Origin of the sequence: Pseudomonas japonica (genome assembly GCF_900188455.1) — a bacterium.
Taxonomy (GTDB): domain Bacteria; phylum Pseudomonadota; class Gammaproteobacteria; order Pseudomonadales; family Pseudomonadaceae; genus Aquipseudomonas; species Aquipseudomonas japonica.
In genome coordinates this window covers 54,537-73,418 of record NZ_FZOL01000019.1, presented here as the reverse complement: position 1 = coordinate 73,418, position 18,882 = coordinate 54,537, and the positions used below count along the sequence as shown (strand labels likewise).

General features: G+C 64.9%; 20 protein-coding genes. 15 read left to right on the top strand and 5 right to left on the bottom strand.

The window, feature by feature from the left end; genetic code table 11:
* Window positions 1-9 precede the first annotated feature (9 nt).
* The 8 genes from CHB99_RS21175 (at window position 10) to CHB99_RS21140 (ending at window position 7,938) form a co-directional block, all read left to right on the top strand.
* Window positions 10-1,014, top strand: coding sequence for a response regulator (locus CHB99_RS21175; protein ID WP_042121992.1), 1,005 nt, complete (start codon window positions 10-12; stop codon window positions 1,012-1,014).
* A 255-nt stretch (window positions 1,015-1,269) separates the two neighbouring features.
* A protein-coding gene (gene prfB / locus CHB99_RS21170; protein ID WP_141137321.1) for a peptide chain release factor 2 occupies window positions 1,270-2,365 on the top strand; the annotation gives its coding sequence in 2 pieces (ribosomal slippage) (window positions 1,270-1,341 and window positions 1,343-2,365; 1,095 coding nt in all).
* 95 nt (window positions 2,366-2,460) lie between these two features.
* Window positions 2,461-3,963, top strand: coding sequence for a lysine--tRNA ligase (gene lysS / locus CHB99_RS21165; RefSeq protein ID WP_042121988.1), 1,503 nt, complete (start codon window positions 2,461-2,463; stop codon window positions 3,961-3,963).
* Window positions 3,964-4,145: 182 nt separating this feature from the next.
* Window positions 4,146-4,850 carry a TetR/AcrR family transcriptional regulator gene (locus CHB99_RS21160; RefSeq protein ID WP_042121987.1) on the top strand — a complete coding sequence of 235 codons (705 nt, stop codon included), beginning with the start codon at window positions 4,146-4,148 and terminating at the stop codon, window positions 4,848-4,850.
* A gap of 27 nt (window positions 4,851-4,877) precedes the next feature.
* Entirely contained in the window at window positions 4,878-5,423 is a 546-nt protein-coding gene (locus CHB99_RS21155) for a hypothetical protein (protein WP_042121984.1), read from the top strand.
* A gap of 19 nt (window positions 5,424-5,442) precedes the next feature.
* Window positions 5,443-6,720 (top strand): flavohemoglobin expression-modulating QEGLA motif protein, encoded by a 1,278-nt coding sequence (locus CHB99_RS21150; protein ID WP_042122179.1) that lies wholly within the window; start codon window positions 5,443-5,445, stop codon window positions 6,718-6,720.
* Window positions 6,692-7,615, top strand: a complete 924-nt coding sequence (locus CHB99_RS21145; RefSeq protein ID WP_042121981.1) for an alpha/beta hydrolase — start codon at window positions 6,692-6,694, stop codon at window positions 7,613-7,615. The genes CHB99_RS21150 and CHB99_RS21145 overlap by 29 nt, the downstream gene beginning before the upstream one ends.
* Window positions 7,612-7,938 (top strand): PA3694 family proteiin, encoded by a 327-nt coding sequence (locus CHB99_RS21140; protein ID WP_042121979.1) that lies wholly within the window; start codon window positions 7,612-7,614, stop codon window positions 7,936-7,938. Before CHB99_RS21145 ends, CHB99_RS21140 begins: the two co-directional genes overlap by 4 nt.
* Before the next feature lie 104 nt (window positions 7,939-8,042).
* Here the strand turns inward: CHB99_RS21140 and lptF are convergent, their stop codons facing one another.
* From lptF to CHB99_RS21125, 3 genes are all read right to left on the bottom strand, one after another.
* Entirely contained in the window at window positions 8,043-8,831 is a 789-nt protein-coding gene (gene lptF, locus CHB99_RS21135) for a lipotoxin F family OmpA-related lipoprotein LptF (RefSeq protein ID WP_042121977.1), read from the bottom strand.
* Between the two features lie 45 nt (window positions 8,832-8,876).
* Entirely contained in the window at window positions 8,877-9,305 is a 429-nt protein-coding gene (locus tag CHB99_RS21130) for a DUF4398 domain-containing protein (RefSeq protein ID WP_042121975.1), read from the bottom strand.
* Between the two features lie 236 nt (window positions 9,306-9,541).
* Window positions 9,542-9,886 (bottom strand): hypothetical protein, encoded by a 345-nt coding sequence (locus CHB99_RS21125; RefSeq protein WP_042121973.1) that lies wholly within the window; start codon window positions 9,884-9,886, stop codon window positions 9,542-9,544.
* A 128-nt stretch (window positions 9,887-10,014) separates the two neighbouring features.
* Between CHB99_RS21125 and ppc the strand changes: the two genes are divergently transcribed.
* The 6 genes from ppc (at window position 10,015) to CHB99_RS21095 (ending at window position 16,473) form a co-directional block, all read left to right on the top strand.
* Entirely contained in the window at window positions 10,015-12,642 is a 2,628-nt protein-coding gene (gene ppc, locus CHB99_RS21120; protein WP_042121972.1) for a phosphoenolpyruvate carboxylase, read from the top strand.
* A gap of 266 nt (window positions 12,643-12,908) precedes the next feature.
* On the top strand, window positions 12,909-13,556 hold the full coding sequence (gene adk / locus CHB99_RS21115) for an adenylate kinase (protein WP_042121971.1): 648 nt from the start codon (window positions 12,909-12,911) through the stop codon (window positions 13,554-13,556).
* A gap of 84 nt (window positions 13,557-13,640) precedes the next feature.
* Entirely contained in the window at window positions 13,641-14,315 is a 675-nt protein-coding gene (gene tsaB / locus CHB99_RS21110) for a tRNA (adenosine(37)-N6)-threonylcarbamoyltransferase complex dimerization subunit type 1 TsaB (protein ID WP_042121970.1), read from the top strand.
* 129 nt (window positions 14,316-14,444) lie between these two features.
* A complete protein-coding gene (locus CHB99_RS21105; protein ID WP_042121968.1) occupies window positions 14,445-14,738 on the top strand; it encodes a hypothetical protein in 294 nt (97 codons plus the stop codon).
* Between the two features lie 4 nt (window positions 14,739-14,742).
* Entirely contained in the window at window positions 14,743-15,612 is an 870-nt protein-coding gene (locus CHB99_RS21100; RefSeq protein WP_042121967.1) for a DUF72 domain-containing protein, read from the top strand.
* Window positions 15,613-15,642: 30 nt separating this feature from the next.
* Complete coding sequence (locus tag CHB99_RS21095) at window positions 15,643-16,473, top strand: isocitrate lyase/PEP mutase family protein (RefSeq protein ID WP_042121966.1); 831 nt, start codon at window positions 15,643-15,645, stop codon at window positions 16,471-16,473.
* A 29-nt stretch (window positions 16,474-16,502) separates the two neighbouring features.
* On the opposite strand, the gene CHB99_RS21090 is transcribed toward CHB99_RS21095, so the two are convergent.
* The gene (locus tag CHB99_RS21090; RefSeq protein ID WP_042121965.1) at window positions 16,503-17,123 is read right to left on the bottom strand and encodes a hypothetical protein; all 621 of its coding nucleotides are present in this window, start codon (window positions 17,121-17,123) and stop codon (window positions 16,503-16,505) included.
* A gap of 91 nt (window positions 17,124-17,214) precedes the next feature.
* Between CHB99_RS21090 and CHB99_RS21085 the strand changes: the two genes are divergently transcribed.
* Window positions 17,215-17,994 (top strand): class I SAM-dependent methyltransferase, encoded by a 780-nt coding sequence (locus CHB99_RS21085; RefSeq protein ID WP_042121964.1) that lies wholly within the window; start codon window positions 17,215-17,217, stop codon window positions 17,992-17,994.
* A gap of 72 nt (window positions 17,995-18,066) precedes the next feature.
* Here CHB99_RS21085 and CHB99_RS21080 read toward each other — a convergent pair whose 3' ends face one another.
* The gene (locus CHB99_RS21080) at window positions 18,067-18,702 is read right to left on the bottom strand and encodes a TetR/AcrR family transcriptional regulator (RefSeq protein WP_042121963.1); all 636 of its coding nucleotides are present in this window, start codon (window positions 18,700-18,702) and stop codon (window positions 18,067-18,069) included.
* Between the last annotated feature and the right edge of the window lie 180 nt (window positions 18,703-18,882).

Below are 18,882 nucleotides of genomic sequence, written 5' to 3'. Positions count from 1 at the left end.
TGACAGCGCATGAATGATCTACCGATCGACGGCTTTTCAACTGCTGACGAGAATTCGGCGATGGTCCTGCTGGTCGACGACCAGGCGATGATCGGCGAAGCCGTGCGCCGCGGCCTGGCCCAGGAAGACAACATCGACTTCCACTTCTGTGCCGATCCGCACGAGGCGGTGGCCCAGGCCGTCCGGATCAAGCCGACGGTGATCCTGCAGGACCTGATCATGCCGGGCCTAGACGGCCTGACCCTGGTCCGCGAGTACCGCGCCAACCCGGCGACCCAGGACATCCCGATCATCGTCCTGTCGACCAAGGAGGACCCGCTGGTCAAGAGCGCGGCCTTCGCCGCCGGGGCCAACGACTACCTGGTCAAGCTGCCGGACAACATCGAGCTGGTGGCGCGCATCCGCTATCACTCGCGCTCCTATATGACCCTGCTGCAGCGCGACGAGGCCTACCGGGCCCTGCGCGTCAGCCAGCAGCAGTTGCTCGATACCAACCTGGTGCTGCAGCGGCTGATGAACTCCGACGGCCTCACCGGGCTGTCCAACCGCCGTCATTTCGACGAGTACCTGGAGCTGGAATGGCGCCGGGCGATGCGCGAACAGGCGCAGCTGTCGCTGCTGATGATCGACGTCGACTACTTCAAGGCGTTCAACGACACCTTCGGCCACCTGGCCGGCGACGAGGCCCTGCGCCAGGTCGCCGAGGCGATCCGTGCCTGCTGCGCGCGGCCCAGCGATCTGCCGGCGCGTTATGGTGGCGAGGAATTCGCCCTGGTCCTGCCGAACACCTCGCCGGGCGGCGCGCGCCTGGTCGCGGAAAAGCTGCGCCAGACCGTGCAGGCCGCGGGCATTGCCCACACCAAGCCGCAGCCGGACTCCTGGCTGACCGTGAGCATCGGCCTGGCCACCCACACCCCGGCCATCGGCAGCCATTGCCGGCAACTGATCTCGGCGGCGGACGATGCGCTGTACCAGGCCAAGAACAACGGGCGCAACCGGGTCGGCGTGGCCTGATTGCTGCGCTCCACGGGCCCTTGTAGGAGCTGGCTTGTCGTGTGACGAACCACTGCGAAAGGACCGCAACGCGGTCCCGAAGATCTCATTGCCGCATTCATTCGGGACCGCTACGCGCTCCTTTCGCAGGCAAGCCAGCTCCTACGGGTATGCAAGACGCCAATGCCGCTTGTAGCTTCCTGCTTGTCGTGCGTCCCCCCGCCTGCGCTATACTCCCCGGCTTTTCACCGAATTACGCACGAGAGCTGCCCGCCCATGGAAATCAACCCGATTCTGAATACCATCAAGGACCTCACCGAGCGTTCCGAGTCCATTCGGGGGTATCTTTGACTACGATCACAAGCATGACCGCCTGATCGAAGTCAACCGCGAGCTCGAAGACCCGAACGTCTGGAACAAGCCGGAATACGCCCAGGGCCTGGGCCGCGAGCGCGCCATGCTGGCGCAGGTCGTCGAAACCCTGGACAAGCTCTCCGGCGGACTGGCCGACTGCAAGGACCTGCTCGACATGGCCGTCGAGGAGAACGACGAGGGCACCGTCGAGGACGTCGTGACCGAGTTGCAGAACCTCGAAGAGCACCTGGCCAAGCTCGAATTCCGCCGCATGTTCAGCGGCGAGATGGACATGAACAACGCCTACCTGGACATCCAGGCCGGCTCCGGCGGCACCGAGGCGCAGGACTGGGCCAACATCCTGCTGCGCATGTACCTGCGCTGGGCCGACAAGCGCGGTTTCGACGCGACCATCATCGAACTGTCCGAAGGCGAGGTCGCCGGCATCAAGGGCGCCACCGTGCACATCAAGGGCGAGTACGCCTTCGGCTGGTTGCGCACCGAGATCGGCGTGCACCGCCTGGTGCGCAAGAGCCCGTTCGACTCCGGCGCCCGCCGCCATACGTCGTTCTCGGCGGTGTTCGTCTCGCCCGAGATCGACGACAAGGTCGAGATCGAGATCAACCCGTCCGACCTGCGCATCGACACCTACCGTTCCTCGGGTGCCGGTGGTCAGCACGTCAACACCACCGACTCGGCGGTGCGTATCACCCACGTGCCGACCAACACCGTGGTGGCCTGCCAGAACGAACGCTCCCAGCACGCCAACAAGGACACCGCCATGAAAATGCTGCGGGCCAAGTTGTACGAGCTGGAGATGCAGAAGCGCAATGCCGCCTCCCAGGCGCTGGAAGACAGCAAGTCGGACATTGGTTGGGGTCACCAGATCCGTTCCTACGTGCTGGACGACTCGCGCATCAAGGACCTGCGTACCGGCGTCGAGCGCAGTGACTGCCAGAAGGTCCTGGACGGCGACCTCGACCAGTACCTGGAAGCGAGCCTCAAGCAGGGGCTGTAAGCCGCACACCACTGCCGCGGGACCCCGGCCTTGCGCCGGGGAGCGCGTGCCCTGCCCGAAAAGGGCAACGAATACCTGATGGAAAGAATGACGATATGAGCGACCTCAAGACCGAATCGCAAGACCTGCAACAGGAAGAAAACGCCCTGATCGCCCTGCGCAAGGAAAAACTTGCCGCCGAGCGCGCCAAGGGCCAGGCCTTCCCCAACGACTTCCGCCGCGACAGCTACTGCAACGACCTGCAGAAGCAGTATGTCGACAAGACCAAGGAAGAGCTGGAAGCAGCGGCGATCCCGGTCAAGGTAGCCGGTCGCATCATGCTCAACCGCGGTTCGTTCATGGTCATCCAGGACATGACCGGGCGCATCCAGGTCTACGTCAACCGCAAGACCCTGCCGGAAGAAACCCTGGCCGCGGTGAAGACCTGGGACCTCGGCGACATCATCGCCGCCGAAGGCACCCTGGCCCGCTCCGGCAAGGGCGACCTGTACGTGGAAATGACCAGCGTGCGCCTGCTGACCAAGTCGCTGCGCCCGCTGCCGGACAAGCACCACGGCCTGACCGACACCGAGCAGCGCTATCGTCAGCGCTACGTCGACCTGATCGTCAACGAGGAAACCCGCGAAACCTTCCGCGTGCGCTCCCTGGTCATCTCGCACATCCGCAGCTTCCTGGCCAAGCGCGACTTCCTCGAAGTCGAGACGCCGATGCTGCAGACCATCCCCGGCGGCGCCGCGGCCAAGCCGTTCGAAACCCACCACAACGCCCTGGACATGCCGATGTTCCTGCGTATCGCGCCGGAGCTGTATCTGAAGCGCCTGGTGGTCGGTGGCTTCGAGAAGGTCTTCGAGATCAACCGCAACTTCCGCAACGAAGGCGTCTCGACCCGGCACAACCCTGAATTCACCATGCTCGAGTTCTACCAGGCCTACGCCGACTACACCGACAACATGGACCTCACCGAGGAACTGTTCCGCGAGCTGGCGCAACTGGTCCTGGGCACCACCGACGTGCCGTACGGCGACAAGGTGTTCCACTTCGGCGAGCCGTTCGTGCGCCTGTCGGTGTTCGACTCGATCCTCAAGTACAACCCGGAGCTGACCGAAGCCGATCTGCTGGATGTCGACAAGGCCCGCGAGATCGCCAAGAAGGCCGGTGCCAAGGTTCTCGGCCACGAAGGCCTGGGCAAGCTGCAGGTGATGATTTTCGAAGAACTGGTGGAGAGCAAGCTGGAGCAGCCGCACTTCATCACCGAATACCCGTTCGAAGTCTCGCCGCTGGCCCGTCGCAACGACCGCAACCCGAACGTCACCGACCGCTTCGAGCTGTTCATCGGTGGCCGCGAGATCGCCAACGCCTATTCCGAGCTCAACGACGCCGAAGACCAGGCCGAGCGCTTCCTCGCCCAGGTGGCCGAGAAGGACGCCGGTGACGACGAAGCCATGCACTTCGACGCCGACTTCGTTCGCGCCCTGGAATACGGCATGCCGCCGACCGCGGGTGAAGGCATCGGTATCGACCGTCTGGTCATGCTGCTGACCAACTCGCCGTCGATCCGCGACGTGATCCTGTTCCCGCACATGCGTCCGCAGGCCTGAGTGATCTGAACAAGCCGCCTTTCGAGGCGGCTTTTTCATGTCCTTCAAAATGTGCGGTCCTTCGCGGGCAAGCCACGCTCCTACGGGGCGCGCGTTCCTCTGTAGGAGCGTGGCTTGCCCGCGAAAGGGCCGCACAGCGGCCCCCGCTCACCGAACCCGAGGTAACCCCAGTGACTCCCGCAATGGCTCAACAAGGCGCCGCCGGCGTCGCCACCGCGGTCGCCGAAAGCGTCCAGTACCAGGGCCGCAAGGCCAGCCGCCAGGGCAGCGAGCAGCGCCGCCAGCAGATTCTCGACGCGGCCATGCGCATCGTCGTGCGTGACGGCGTGCGTGGCGTGCGCCATCGCGCCGTCGCGGCGGAGGCGGGTGTGCCGCTGTCCGCCACCACCTACTACTTCAACGATATCCAGGACCTGCTCAGCGACACCTTCGCCCAGTACGTCGAGCGCAGCGCCGCCTACATGGCCAAGCTGTGGGAGAACACCGAGGTGCTCCTGCACCAGCTCGTCGCCCAAGGCGACGGCAGCCCGGCCTCCCGCGCGCGGCTGGCCGACGAGGTGGCGCAGATGACCGCCGAGTACGTCCAGCGCCAGTTGCACAACCGACGCGACTTCCTCATGGCCGAGCAGGCCTTCCGCCAGGAAGCCCTGCTGTGTCCGCGCCTGGCCGAACTGGTGAGGGCCCACGAGCAGATTCTCCTGCGTGGCACCTGCCAGCTCCTGCAGGTGGTGGGCTCGCGTCAGCCGCAACAGGACGCCATTGTATTGACGGCAATCATCGAGCAGATGGAGTATCAGGGGCTGCTCGATGCCGCAAAACCGCAGGCTGAAGGGCAGATGCTCGCTATTCTTGTCCGTTACCTGCATCTGGTGCTGGCGGCGGAATAAGCCGCGAGCGCCTTCAAGGAGATTTCGATGACCCCCTGGCGCGTGTTGTTGGCCCTGTCCTTCCTGCTGTTGAACGGCTGCCTGGTGACCTTCAACGAGCCCATTCCGGCCAACGAGGCGGCGCCCAAGGCGCTGCTCGGCAGTTGGTCGAGCAAGGATGCCTGGGGCGAGCCGCTGACCCTGCGGATCAGTCGCACCGGCGGCAACGCCTACAAGGCCGTGGCCAGCGCCAAGGGCAAGCCGCGCGAGGAATACGCCTTTACCGTGTCCCACCATGGCAACCGCTGGTACCTCTCCGCCGGTGTGCCGAAGAAACTCGGCGGCAATTTCCTCATCGGCGGTTTCGAAGTGATCGATAACAACGAGCTGGTGGTCTACAACCTCGATGTCGAGCAGGTCACCCAGGCCCTAGACAAGAAGGAACTGAGCGGCCGCACCGTTGAAATGCCCGATGAGAATGGCGACGGGGTGTTGATCGACAGCCCGACCGAGCGTGTGCTGGCGTATCTGGATGATCCGGCCAACTCCGACCTGTTCGTCGAAGTGGCGCGCTTCCAGCGGGCCGGCAAATAAAGAGAAACGAGGAGTGAGCGTGGACGAGTACCAGCAGACGATCCGGGCCCTGTCAGACCGCATTGTCCAGGCACAGACACCGATTCGCGTGCTTGATGCGGTGAAATGGGACGACGGCATTCGCCAGGGCTTCCTCAAGGCCAAGGGCAAGGAGCCGCCGGCGGTGGACCGCGCCTATTACCTGAACCGGCCACTGTCGTTCGATTCCGCCGCGTTGAAGCTGGAATTCCAGAACATCGAGCGTGATATCACCCGTCAGTTGGGGCAGTTCAACCCGGTCGGGCAGATCATGCGGCGCATGTGCAAGGAATACCGCATGGTGGTGCGCATGCTCGAAGCGCGCGGCACCGAGGACTTCGGTCTGATTTCCCAGGAACTCTACGGTGCCGCCTCCGACGCTTTCCACGCCGGCGATCCGACCCTGGCCGACCTCGGCCTGATGCTCTCGGACTACCTGAACAACATCGACGGTCGCGGCGACCTCAAGGACGAGCCGAAAAGCCTCAGCGCCAAGCAGGCCGTGGAAATCCTCCAGCAGCGCCTGAACAAGGTGTTCGGCGAGGCCGAGGAAACCATCCGCGTGTTCGAGTCCGACGGTATCGTCGCCGATGCCGCGGCGGGCGCCGACTACATCAAGATTCGCGCCGACGCGATGTTCAACAGCCGTGACGTGCGCGCCCTGGAGGTCCACGAGGGCCTGGTGCATGTCGGCACCACCCTCAATGGCCTCAATCAGCCGATCTGCACCTTCCTCGCCAAGGGCCCGCCCTCGTCGACGGTGACCCAGGAAGGCCTGGCGATTCTCATGGAGGTGATCGCCTTCGCCTCCTACCCGAGCCGCCTGCGCAAGCTGACCAACCGTACCCGCGCCATCCACATGGTCGAGGAGGGCGCCGACTTCCTTCAGGTCTTCGAGTTCTTCCGCGCCCAGGGCTTCGAGATGGCGGAAAGCTATTCCAATGCCAGCCGGGTGTTCCGGGGCTCGGTGCCCGATGGCATGCCGTTCACCAAAGACTTGTCCTACCTCAAGGGCTTCATCATGGTTTACAACTACATTCAGTTGGCCGTGCGCAAGGGCAAGCTCGAACAGATCCCGCTGTTGTTCTGCGGCAAGACCACCCTGGAGGACATGCGCACCCTGCGCCAGCTGGTGGACGAAGGGCTGGTGGCGCCGCCCAAGTACCTGCCGGAGCAGTTCCGTGACCTCAACGCCCTGTCGGCGTGGATGTGTTTCTCCAACTTCCTCAACCACCTGAGCCTGGACCGGATTGAAGCCGACTACTCGAACATTCTCTGAACGCTGGCGCGGGATTCTTTTCCTGTGCCTGGCGTTGCTGGGGATGTCCGGTTGCAGTTCGCTGTTGTTCTATCCCGAGCCGGGACAGCCGTTCACCCCCGAGAAGGCCAGGATCGCCTGGCGCGACGTGACCCTGACCGCCGCCGACGGCACCCGTCTGCATGGCTGGTGGCTGCCGGCCAGCGCAGGCGTCGAGGTGAAGGGCACGGTGCTGCACCTGCACGGCAATGGCGGCAACCTGGCCTGGCATCTCGGCGCCAGCTACTGGTTGCCGGAGCAGGGCTACCAGGTGCTGATGATCGATTACCGCGGCTACGGCCTGTCCCAGGGCAAGCCGAGCTTGCCCGAGGTCTACCAGGACATCGGCGCCGCCTTGGCCTGGCTGGACCAGGCGCCGGAGGTGCAGGGCAAGCCGCAGGTGCTGCTGGGCCAGAGTCTTGGCGGGGCCATGGCGATCCACTACCTGGCGCAGCACCCGGAACAGCAGGCGCGCTTCAAGGCGTTGGTATTCGACGGCGTGCCGGCGAGCTATCGCGAGGTCGGGCGCTTCGCCCTGAGCACGTCGTGGCTGACCTGGCCATTGCAGGTGCCGCTGTCGTGGCTGGTCCCCGATGGTGACAGCGCGATCCACTCCATCGCGCAGCTGAAGCGCACGCCGAAACTGATCTTCCACAGCATCGATGATGCCCTGGTGCCCATGGCCAACGGCATCCGCCTGTACCAGGCCGCACCGCCGCCGCGGGTGCTGCAACTGGTACGCGGTGGGCACGTGCAGACCTTCGGCGATCCGACCTGGCGCCAGGTCATGCTGCGTTTCCTCGATGACCCCGAGCATTTCAACGGCCTGCGCCGCCTGGCCGAAGTCCCCAATTATCCTGACGAGAAGTCGCAATGAGTGAAGAACGCAACGCCATCCCCCTGATCATCACCGGTGTCTGCAGCATCGTCGGTACGGTCTGCGCCCTGTGGTACTACGGCTACCTGCATTTCGCCAAACCGGAGGATGCGCTGCTGCTGTCGGAGTTCACCATGCTCAAGAGCGTGCCGGGGGAGGACTACAAGCTGTCGATCAACCCCGCGCCGCAAATGGCCCAGTGCATCGATGGCGTGCTGGTTCTGTTCGACATGCAGCAGAAAGGTCTGACCGGCGTGCTGGTGGACAACAAGAAGCAGGCGGTGCGCTGCATGGGGCAGGAGACGCCGCAGGAGGTGAAGTGAACATTGGCCGACGATCCCCGTAGGAGCAGGCAAGCCAGCTCCTACCGGGTAGAGCAAAAAATCCCGCCTGACGAGGCGGGATTTTTCATTCCAGTTGGCAACCGTTACTGCAGGCTGCTCACGCTGCGCGGCGCCACCGGCTGGTTGTCGTTGGAAATGGTCACTTCCACCCGACGGTTCTGCGCGCGGCCCGAGTTGCTGCTGTTGTCGGCCACCGGGTACTCCTTGCCGTAGCCCTGGGAGACGATGCGGGTCGGGTCGACGCCGGCCCGTACCAGCGCCATGCGTACCGAGTTGGCGCGGCGCTCGGACAGGGTCTGGTTGTAGTTGGCACTGCCGACGCTGTCGGTGTAGCCCTCGACGATCACCTTGCGGTCAGGGTTTTCCTGGAGGAACTGCGCCAGCCTGGTGACGTTCGGGTAGGCGCTGGCTTTGAGCTCGGCCTTGTTGAAGTCGAACAGCACGTCACCGAAGGTCACCAGGGTGCCACGTTCGGTCTGCTTGGCATTGAGACTTTCCTGCAGCTTCCTGATCTGCGCGTCGCGGGCATCCAGGCGAGCCTGGGCGCGTTGCGCGGCGGCGTTTTTCAGGTTGGCTTCGGCACTGCGCAGGGCGATGGTCTGCTTGGCCACTTCGACACGTTGGTTGGTCAGGTACGCCAGTTGATCGACCTTCTTCGCGTCTTCCTTGTCCATGTACGCCTTGTCGGCCTTGTTCAGCCAGTCCTGGGCGTCCTTGGTCTCCAGAGCGGCGACCTTGCTCGACTGCGGATCGCTCTGCAGGGCGGAGAAGTTGCTCCGGGCCGATTCCAGGTTCGGGTTCGGTTGGGTGGCGCAGGCCACCAGGCCCATGCTCAGGGCGAGGAGGGCGGGAATCATCACGTGGTTACGCATAATGTTCATCCTTTGATCGATTTCGAATGCACGGGTCGGCGGCGCTTATGGCTGCGGCTGCATCGGGTCGGCGGCGCGCATGCCTTCCTCGCGCACGTCCTGAACACCCTGGCGGGCATCCTGCACGGCCTTCTGGGCTTTCATGGCCTGGGCCTTGCGCTCGGCGACGCGGGCGTCCCATTCGGCCTGCTCGGCGAGCATCTTCGCCTCGTCGTACTGCTTGTCGTGCATGGCGATTTCGGCCTGCTTGAACTTGTCCTGCGCGGCTTTCATTTCCACGGCGGCGTATTCGGTGCCACCGGCGCTGACCGCGGCATTCACTGCCGATTGGGTCACGGCGTACTGCTCGGTGGGTGGCTTGCCGGCGCAACCAGCGAGAACCAGGCTGCTGCCCAGGGCCAGGGCGGCCAGTTTGATCCCGCGCAGCTGGAACGGGGATTTCTCGATGCGGGTCTTCATGGTGGTCAACTCCATTGGATCACTCCTGATGAACGACGAGGTCCGTAACAGTCCATCGACACGCCTCACCGGATCAGGGCCCGGGAGGGATTTTTGCCGTAGTGGCTAATGGCTCGGAGTCGGGCGTTTTCGCAAAAGTTCAGAAAAATTGCCGCTTGATGGCGACTTTTTCTGACTGATTGGTCAGTGCGAAAGGGCGGGAACTTTTCGTGTGAAAGGAGGGTAGGGGCCGCCTCGCGGCCCCGGAAATTTCAGTGGCCCGAGCCTTCTCCGGGCGGGTTCAGGGCGTGCAGGTGCTGGCGTGAAAGGGCAAGAAAACGCGGGGTTGGCCCGACATCTTCATACAGCGGGTCACCTTCTTCGTCGGTGGCGATCACCTGTTGTCCCTGGATGTAGGGAAAGCTGGCTTCCAGTTCTTCCAGCGCCGCGCCGAGCAGCTCGCCCAGCAGTTCCTCCGGGCTGCGCTTGGGGTACATCTCGGCCAGCGCCGCCAGGCGTGCGGTGGCTTCGACATCGAGGTGCAGGATGTGGCCGGTGGGACTGAGACGTCCTTTGGCGTTCTGTTCCCAGGACTGCACGAGTTCGCGAATTTTCATGATGCCCTCCGTAAGACCATTGGAACTGGTTAAAGCGTAGCCAGTTCGTCCGCGTCCGTGCCTTGAAAGCACGACCGGTACTGGGGCACTCTGCAAGAAGGCAATGTTTCCAGGTACGGAGAAGGTTGATGACCGATATCGATGTGCGCTTGCGAGAAGATGTCCATCTGTTGGGCGAGCTGTTGGGAGACACCGTGCGCGAGCAGCACGGCGAAGCCTTCCTGCAGAAGATCGAGGCGATCAGGCACAGTGCCAAGGCCGATCGCAGCGGTGGCGAAGAACAGCTCAGTTCGGCCCTCGCCGACCTCGCCGACGACGAGTTGCTGCCGGTGGCCCGGGCCTTCAACCAGTTTCTCAACCTGGCCAATATCGCCGAGCAGTACCAGTTGATCCGCCGCCGCGATGCCGATCAGCCGGAGCCTTTCGAGGCGCGGGTGCTGCCGGAACTGCTGGCCCGGCTCAAGGCTGCCGGCCACACCGACGACGCCCTGGCCCGCCAGCTCGGCAAGTTGAATATCGAACTGGTACTGACCGCCCACCCCACCGAAGTGGCGCGGCGCACGCTGATCCAGAAATACGATGCCATCGCCGCGCAACTGGCGGCCCAGGATCACCGCGACCTGACCCCCGCCGAGCGCGAGCAGATCCGCGAGCGCCTGCAACGCTTGATCGCCGAGGCCTGGCACACCGAGGAGATCCGCCGCACCCGGCCCACCCCGGTGGACGAAGCCAAGTGGGGTTTCGCGGTGATCGAGCATTCCCTCTGGCAGGCCATCCCCAGCCATATGCGCAAGGCCGACCAGGCCCTGCACGCCGCCACCGGCCTGCGCCTGCCGCTGGAGGCGGCGCCGATCCGCTTCGCGTCGTGGATGGGCGGCGACCGCGATGGCAACCCCAACGTCACCGCCGCGGTGACCCGCGAAGTCCTCCTGCTGGCGCGCTGGATGGCCGCCGACCTGTTCCTGCGCGATGTGCATTCCCTCGCCGCCGAGTTGTCCATGCAGCAGGCCAGTCCCGCCTTGCGCGCCAAGGTCGGCGACTGCGCCGAGCCGTATCGCGCGGTGCTCAAACCACTGCGCGAGCGCCTGCGCGAGACCCGGGCCTGGGCCCAGGCCGCCCTGACCACGGCGCAGGCCCCCGGTCCGCAGGTGCTGCAGGACAACCGCGAACTGTTCGAACCGCTGCACCTTTGTTTCGAGTCCCTGCACGCGTGCGGCATGGGGGTGATCGCCGATGGTCCGTTGCTCGACTGCCTGCGCCGCGCGGTGACGTTCGGCCTGTTCCTGGTTCGTCTCGACGTGCGCCAGGACTCGTCCCGGCACAGCGCCGCGCTCAGCGAAATCACCGATTACCTCGGTCTCGGCCGCTATGCCGAGTGGGACGAAGACACCCGCATCGACTTCCTCCAGCGTGAGCTGAACAATCGCCGGCCGCTGCTGCCGGCGCACTTCAAACCCCAGGCCGACACCGCCGAAGTGCTTGCCACCTGTCGCGAGATCGCCGCGGCGCCGGCGGCGTCGCTGGGCTCCTACGTGATCTCCATGGCCGGCGCCGCTTCGGATGTGCTGGCGGTGCAGTTGCTGCTCAAGGAGGCCGGCCTGCTGCGGCCGATGCGCGTGGTACCGCTGTTCGAAACCCTCGCCGACCTGGACAACGCCGGCCCGGTGATGCAGCGCCTGCTGGGCCTGCCGGGTTACCGCGCGGGCCTGCACGGTCCGCAGGAGGTGATGATCGGCTACTCCGATTCGGCCAAGGACGCCGGCACCACCGCCGCGGCCTGGGCGCAGTACCGGGCACAGGAAACCCTGGTGCGGATCTGCCGCGAGCAGGAAGTCGAGTTGCTGCTGTTCCACGGTCGCGGCGGTACTGTCGGGCGGGGTGGCGGTCCGGCCCACGCGGCGATCCTGTCGCAGCCGCCGGGCTCGGTGGCCGGGCGCTTCCGCACCACCGAGCAGGGCGAGATGATCCGCTTCAAGTTCGGCTTGCCGGATATCGCCGAACAGAACCTCAACCTGTACCTGGCCGCGGTCCTCGAAGCCACCTTGCTGCCTCCGCCACCGCCGCGGCCGGCCTGGCGTGAGCTGATGGACCAGCTGGCCGCCGACGGGGTCAGGACCTACCGGGGCGTGGTGCGGGAGAATCCGGACTTCGTCGAGTACTTCCGCCAGTCCACGCCGGAGCAGGAACTCGGTCGCCTGCCGCTGGGCAGCCGGCCGGCCAAGCGCCGGGCCGGTGGCATCGAAAGCCTGCGGGCGATTCCGTGGATCTTCGGCTGGACCCAGACCCGCCTGATGCTGCCAGCCTGGCTCGGCTGGGAGGCGGCGCTGAGCGATGCCTTGGCGCGGGGTCAGGGCCCGCTGCTGGCGCAGATGCGCGAGGAGTGGCCGTTCTTCCGCACGCGCATCGACATGCTGGAGATGGTTCTGGCCAAAGCCGACGCGGAAATCGCCCGTTCCTACGACGAACGTCTGGTGCAACCAGAACTGCGACCTTTGGGGGAGCATCTGCGCGACCTATTGTCGCAGGCGTGCCAGGTGGTGCTGGGTCTGACCGGGCAGTCAGTGCTACTGGCGCACAGTCCGGCGACCCTGGAGTTCATCCGCCTGCGCAATACCTACCTGGACCCCCTGCATCTGCTCCAGGCCGAACTGCTGGCCCGCTCGCGGGGACGTGAAGCCGCTCTGGACAGCCCGTTGGAGCAGGCCCTGCTGGTGACGGTGGCGGGTATCGCGGCGGGTTTGCGCAACACGGGTTGAGTGTCAGATGAGTAGCTTCGGGGTGTCGGATGGCACCCCGAGGCTCGTAGGAAATGACCGTTTTGGCAGTCGGTTGCGCCGGGCGCAACCCGTATGCACCGTGGCTTCGTGTCGCAGGTTTTTCCGACTTTCGACCGCTTGTATGGTCCCGGTGCGCTGTGTATCTTGGGCAGCCTTTTGACCGATTTGCGGTCATCGCCCGATTTCCTGCGATTCGCCAATCCTGCGAATCCATTGATTTGCTTATAAAAAATGAGGAGCACAAGATGCGCGTAATTCTGCTGGGAGCTCCCGGGGCCGGTAAAGGTACTCAGGCAAAGTTCATCACCGAAAAATTCGGTATTCCGCAGATCTCCACCGGCGACATGTTGCGTGCCGCGGTCAAGGCCGGCACCCCGCTGGGCCTGGAAGCCAAGGCCGTGATGGATGCTGGCAAGCTGGTCTCCGATGACCTGATCATCAACCTGGTCAAGGACCGTATCGCCCAGGCCGACTGCGCCAACGGTTTCCTGTTCGACGGTTTCCCGCGCACCATTCCTCAAGCTGAAGCCATGGTTGCCGCCGGCGTTTCGCTGGATGCCGTGGTCGAGATCGCTGTCGACGACGAAGAGATCGTCCAGCGCATCGCCGGTCGCCGCGTGCACCTGGATTCCGGTCGCGTCTATCACGTGGTCTACAACCCGCCGAAGGTTGAAGGCAAGGATGACGTCACCGGCGAGGACCTGATCCAGCGTCCGGACGACAACGAAGAAACCGTGCGTGGCCGCCTCAAGGTCTACCACGAGCAGACCAAGCCGCTGGTGGACTTCTACCAGAAGCTGGAAGCCGCCAATGGCAAGCCGAAGGTCAGCCACATTCCTGGCGTCGGCTCGGTCGAAGCGATCACCGCCAAGGTGCTTGCAGCCCTGAGCTGATCCCCTCCGCTTCATCGTCGACGGCCCGCTTGCGGGCCGTTGTCGTTTATACTGCCGCTCTTTTTTTCTCGCCTGGAACCCTCGATGACCACCTTGCTGGCCCTGGATACCGCCACTGAAGCCTGCTCTGTCGCTTTGTTGCACGATGGCAAGATCACCAGCCACTACGAGGTGATTCCGCGCCTGCACGCGCAGAAGCTGCTGCCGATGATCCAGACCTTGCTGGCCGAGGCCGGTGTCACCCTGAAAGACGTCGATGCGATCGCCTTCGGGCGCGGTCCGGGCGCCTTCACCGGTGTGCGCATCGCCATCGGCGTGGTCCAGGGCCTGGCCTTTGCTCTGGAGCGTCCGGTGCTGCCGATTTCCAACCTGGCGGTGCTGGCCCAGCGTGCCTTGCGCGAGCACGGCGCGCACCGTGTGGCGGCGGCCATCGATGCGCGCATGGACGAAGTCTATTGGGGCTGCTACGAGGACGTCGCCGGGGAGATGCGTCTGCAGGGCCTGGAAGCGGTCTTGCCGCCCGAGCAGGTTACGCTTGCCGAGGGAGCCACTGGCGCGTGGTTCGGCGCCGGCACTGGCTGGGGTTACGCGGAGCGTCTGGCGGTCGAGGTCGAGGGCCAGGACGCCAGCATGCTGCCCCATGCGCTGGACCTGCTGACCCTGGCGCAGTTCGCCTGGCAGCGTGGCGAAGGCGTTCCCGCGGAGCAGGCCCAACCGGTCTACCTGCGCGACAAGGTGGCGACCCCCAAGAAGGGCTGATGACCTCCTGTCGTTTATCGCCGTTGGCCGTAAACCAAATTGTGTATATGTGGTCCAGTTATCAGTAGCGCATTTGCAAGGGATCTCAGGTGCCGCTAAATTGCCATCATCGCCCTGAGATTATTCGCCATGCGCATCGACGGTTTTTCCTCGCAGAGTTACCCGCTCAAGCGCCCCCAGCGCAAAGGGCCGGTGCGCGTGGAGGAGTCGGATGACGACATCGTCGGCGAAGTCGAGGCGCAACCCGCGGGCAACGCGGGCAATGCCCAGCGCAGCACCGCCAACCTGCCCGCCCGTCCCCAGGACATGATCTTCCCCCGCGCCCGCGATCGGCGCACCGCGGGTGCCCTGGCCAGTTACCTGACCACTGCCGGCTTCGTCGATTGGGAGATGGAAGTACTGGGGCTGGATCTGTACATTTGAGCCAATGAGCTCAGCATCCCTACCTTATTTCCTCGGTTGTCCCTCCTGGAGCGAAAACGCCTGGCGCGACTACCTGTATCCCGCCGACGCGAAAAGCAGCGATTTCCTTGGCCTGTACTGCCAGGTGTTCAATGCCGTCGAGGGCAATACCACCTTCTATGCCCGGCCGGCACCGGCCACGGTCCAGCGCTGGGCGCAGATCATGCCCGCGCACTTTCGCTTCACCGCCAAGTTTCCCGGTGATATCAGCCACAGCGGCGATCTGTACGCGCAACTGGAAGCCGCACGCACCTTCGTGCAGTTGCTCCAGCCATTGGGCGCGCGGGTCGCGCCGTACTGGCTGCAACTGCCGGCGAGTTTCGGTCCGGCGCGCCTGGGTGAACTGATGCACTTCATCGACGAGATCGGCGTGGCGGTGGCCGTCGAGGTGCGCAACGACGCCTTCTTCGCCAAGGGCGAGGAGGAGCGCCAGCTCAATCGCCTGCTGCACGAGCGCGGCATCGAACGCATCTGCCTCGATCCGCGAGCGCTGTTCAGCTGCACGTCCCGCGAGGCCAGCGTGCTGCATGCCCAGTCCAAGAAACCACGGGTGCCACCACGGCCCACGGCCTTCAGCCAGCACCCGCAGGTGCGTTTCATCGGTCATCCCGAGCTTGCCGCCAACGAGCCGTTCCTCCTGCCGTGGCTGGACAAGGTCGCCGCCTGGATCGAGGAAGGCCGCAGCCCCTATGTTTTCCTGCATACCGCCGACAACCGCCTGGCCGCGGCCCTGGCCCAGCGTTTCCATCACGGGTTGATGGAGCGCCTGCCGGGGCTGCCGGTCCTGCATGAACCCGACCGGGGACCGGAGGTCGAACAACTCGGCCTGCTGTGATTTCCCGTCGTCTGCTCTGGGAGTACCACCATGGATGTGCAAACCCTGCGTGCCGAAGCCTTCAAAGCGCTGCATGAGCGCCCCGGTACGTTCGTGATTCCCAACCCCTGGGATGCCGGCTCGGCGAAACTGCTCGCCAGTCTCGGCTTCGAGGCCCTGGCCACCAGCAGCGCCGGCCTGGCGTTTTCCCTCGGCAGGCCTGACGCCGAGGGTGCGATCAGCCGCGACGAAGTCCTGGTCAATGCCGCGTCCATCGTCGGTGCCACAGCTCTGCCGGTCGCCGCCGACCTGGAAAACGGTTTCAGCGACGAGCCCTCCGGGTGTGCCGAAACCATCCTTCAGGCAGCGCGCATCGGCCTGGTGGGCGGCTCCATCGAAGACGCCACGGGGCGCAGCGATGAGCCGATCTACAACTTCCATCGCGCGGTGGAGCGGGTCGAGGCCGCGGTGGCCGCCGCCCGCAGCCTGGATTTCCCCTTCATGCTCTGCGCCCGCGCGGAAAACCTGCTGCACGGTCGCAACGACCTCGATGACACCATCGCCCGTCTGCAGGCCTTCGCCGAAGCCGGCGCCGACGTACTCTACGCCCCCGGCCTGCGCAGCGCGGAAGAGATCCAGCGGGTGGTCAAGGCCGTGGCACCGAAGCCGGTCAACGTGCTGATGGGGCTGGCCGGGGTCAATCTCGGGTTCGATGATCTGCAGGCCCTGGGCGTCAAGCGCATCAGCGTCGGTTCGTCCCTGGCCCGGGTTGCCTACGGTGCGTTCTTCGAGGCCGCGACGCGGATTCGTGGAGAGGGGCGTTTCGATCACGGTGACAAGGCGCTGTCCTTCGCCCAGCTCAACGACCTGTTCCGGCGCTGAGTCGGCTCATGCGCCTGGCGGCCCTGCCGTCAGGCGGCGATACGGACGTTGTTGAGCACGACCGGGCGCGCCCACTGCAGGTCGAAGTCCAGGTCATGCTGCTGCTTGGCCAGGGTGGCTTCGTCGAATGGCTCCGGCGCCGGGTCCAGCAGGTTGCGCTCCAGTTCGGCGATCGGCAGATGCAGCGGGTAGGACGCGGGCGCCGGGCCTGGCTCCGGATGCGGATGGCCCTGGCTCATGACGATCGGGCGTACCCAGTTGTTGCTGATGTCCAGCTGGCGCTGCTGCTCGATCAGCTCGGCGGCGCTGAAGGGCGGGGCGGGCTTGTCCAGCAGGTCCAGCTCGAATTCGGCGATCGGCAGGAACAGCGGCTCCGGCGGTGCGATTTCGCTGTCGGTGACATTGCACAGACGCTGGCTGTGGATCTGCGCCAGGGTCTGGCTGCCGGTGATCGGCTCGCCGGTCGCGACATCCACTTCCTCCACCGGCAGTGGCTCGCGGACCACGCCTTCTTCCTGCTGCGCGGCCAGGGCGCGAGCGAAGAAGTCCCCCCACAGGTGGCTGACGCCGCCCAGGGCCTGGGTGTTGTGGCGGCTGTAGTCACCGACGGGTGACAGGTAGCCTGAGGGAAGTTGAAGAATCTCTGACATCGGCGTCGAAGAGCTCTGGCAAAATGGCGCGTACTTTGTGTATCGGCCACGGGCGCCGATCTTTAACTTTTTTTGCAGCAGGAAGGTGAGTGTGGAGCAGCAGGTCGAGGGCGGGATCCGGGTCGAGGCACTGACCGCCGACTATCAGGCGCGGGCCGCGGAGTGGGCGGCGCGCCTGGGCTTGCCGTTGCACGACGAGGGCGCCGCGTTTGCCGTGCAGGTCGGGGTGGATGGCTTGCAGATCCAGCAGCTCGGCCCGCAGGCGCCGGGGCCGGTGCGGGTGGATTTCCTCGAGGGTGGCGCCGCGCATCGGCGGCTGTTCGGCGGTGGCAGCGGACAGATGATCGCCAAGGCGGTGGGCATCGCCCAGGGCGTGCGGCCGCGGGTGCTGGATGCCACGGCGGGGCTGGGCAAGGATGCCTTCGTCCTGGCCACGCTGGGTTGCGAGATGCAGTTGATCGAGCGTCAGCCGCTGGTGGCGGCGTTGCTGGAGGATGGTCTGGCGCGGGCTGCGACGGATGTCGAGGTGGGGCCGATCGTCGCGCGCATGCGCTTGCTGCACGGCAATGCCATCGAGCGCATGCGCGACTGGCAGGGAGAGCCGCCGCAGGTGATCTACCTTGATCCGATGTTTCCGCATCGCGACAAGAGTGCCCTGGTGAAGAAGGAAATGCGTGTGTTCCGCCCGCTGGTGGGCGATGACCTGGATGCCCCGGCGCTGCTGGAGGCGGCGTTGGCCCTGGCCAGTCACCGGGTGGTGGTCAAGCGCCCGCGCAAGGCGCCGATCATCGAGGGGCCGAAACCGAGCCATAGCCTGGAGGGCAAATCCAGTCGCTATGACATCTATCCGAAGAAAGCGCTGAAGCTGTAGGAGCGAGCTTGCTCGCGAACGGGCATTCGCGCTGCACCCGGCGTACCGCGGACAACAGGGACAGGCCGCCCATCAGGTTCGATAGGCGCGCACGAACAGCTCCACCACCTCCCGCACATGCGCTTCGGTGGCTTCCTGCGCCTCTGGCTCGGCGCAGCCCAGCAGCAGGCGGAAGTGCGCCCCGCCCTTGAGCAGGCAGAAAAAGTGCTCGGCCGCCGTAGACGGATTTGCAATCCGCAGCATCCCGCGTTCGTCAGCCAGGCGCAGCAGGGCTTCCGTCTCGCCGAGGATCCGCTGCGGCCCCGCCTCGTAGAAAATCTGCCCCAACTGCGGGTCCTGCGGGCCCTGGGTGATGATCAAACGGTGCAGCTTGATCGAGTGATCGCTGTTGATCAGCGCCTGGAACCCCCGGCCGATGTTCATCAGCACCTGTTCCAGCGGCACCCCCTCGGGCAGCTCGAAGATCAGCCCGGGCAACTGCGCCTGGCAGGTGGCGAGGATAGCGGCGGTGAACAGGTTCTCCTTGTCGTTGAAGTGGCTGTAGACCGTGAGTTTCGACACACCTGCCGCTGTCGCGACCGCATCCATGCTGGTGCTGGCATAGCCATTGGTGAGAAACAGCGTCTTGGCTGCTTCGAGGATGGCCTGGCGCTTGGCCAGATCCTTGGGCCGTCCTGGGCCGCTGGATACGCTGGAGTCTTGAGGCATGGGGCACGTTTCGGACTGATAGGCGGGAAATAGTACAACGCAGGCGCTGTGTCGTCAGGCGGCACTCATCGACTGCTGCTTATTGGCTTTTTGCCATTATCGTTGTCGGGATCCTCCTTGACCCGGCTAAGATGGCCCGTTGCCAGGCTGGTGCGAGCTGGAGTACCAGGACAGACAAGG

Excerpts from the sequence above, each read along its gene's own strand:
- CHB99_RS21100 (WP_042121967.1), top strand. The coding sequence starts at position 14,743 with ATGAGCTCAGCATCCCTACCTTATTTCCTCGGTTGTCCCTCCTGGAGC.
- CHB99_RS21175 (WP_042121992.1), top strand. The coding sequence starts at position 10 with ATGAATGATCTACCGATCGACGGCTTTTCAACTGCTGACGAGAATTCG.
- CHB99_RS21090 (WP_042121965.1), bottom strand. The coding sequence starts at position 17,123 with ATGTCAGAGATTCTTCAACTTCCCTCAGGCTACCTGTCACCCGTCGGT.
- ppc (WP_042121972.1), top strand. The coding sequence starts at position 10,015 with ATGACCGATATCGATGTGCGCTTGCGAGAAGATGTCCATCTGTTGGGC.
- lysS (WP_042121988.1), top strand. The coding sequence starts at position 2,461 with ATGAGCGACCTCAAGACCGAATCGCAAGACCTGCAACAGGAAGAAAAC.
- CHB99_RS21160 (WP_042121987.1), top strand. The coding sequence starts at position 4,146 with ATGGCTCAACAAGGCGCCGCCGGCGTCGCCACCGCGGTCGCCGAAAGC.
- tsaB (WP_042121970.1), top strand. The coding sequence starts at position 13,641 with ATGACCACCTTGCTGGCCCTGGATACCGCCACTGAAGCCTGCTCTGTC.
- CHB99_RS21095 (WP_042121966.1), top strand. The coding sequence starts at position 15,643 with ATGGATGTGCAAACCCTGCGTGCCGAAGCCTTCAAAGCGCTGCATGAG.
- CHB99_RS21155 (WP_042121984.1), top strand. The coding sequence starts at position 4,878 with ATGACCCCCTGGCGCGTGTTGTTGGCCCTGTCCTTCCTGCTGTTGAAC.
- CHB99_RS21080 (WP_042121963.1), bottom strand. The coding sequence starts at position 18,702 with ATGCCTCAAGACTCCAGCGTATCCAGCGGCCCAGGACGGCCCAAGGAT.
- CHB99_RS21140 (WP_042121979.1), top strand. The coding sequence starts at position 7,612 with ATGAGTGAAGAACGCAACGCCATCCCCCTGATCATCACCGGTGTCTGC.
- lptF (WP_042121977.1), bottom strand. The coding sequence starts at position 8,831 with ATGCGTAACCACGTGATGATTCCCGCCCTCCTCGCCCTGAGCATGGGC.
- CHB99_RS21125 (WP_042121973.1), bottom strand. The coding sequence starts at position 9,886 with ATGAAAATTCGCGAACTCGTGCAGTCCTGGGAACAGAACGCCAAAGGA.
- CHB99_RS21105 (WP_042121968.1), top strand. The coding sequence starts at position 14,445 with ATGCGCATCGACGGTTTTTCCTCGCAGAGTTACCCGCTCAAGCGCCCC.
- adk (WP_042121971.1), top strand. The coding sequence starts at position 12,909 with ATGCGCGTAATTCTGCTGGGAGCTCCCGGGGCCGGTAAAGGTACTCAG.
- CHB99_RS21130 (WP_042121975.1), bottom strand. The coding sequence starts at position 9,305 with ATGGAGTTGACCACCATGAAGACCCGCATCGAGAAATCCCCGTTCCAG.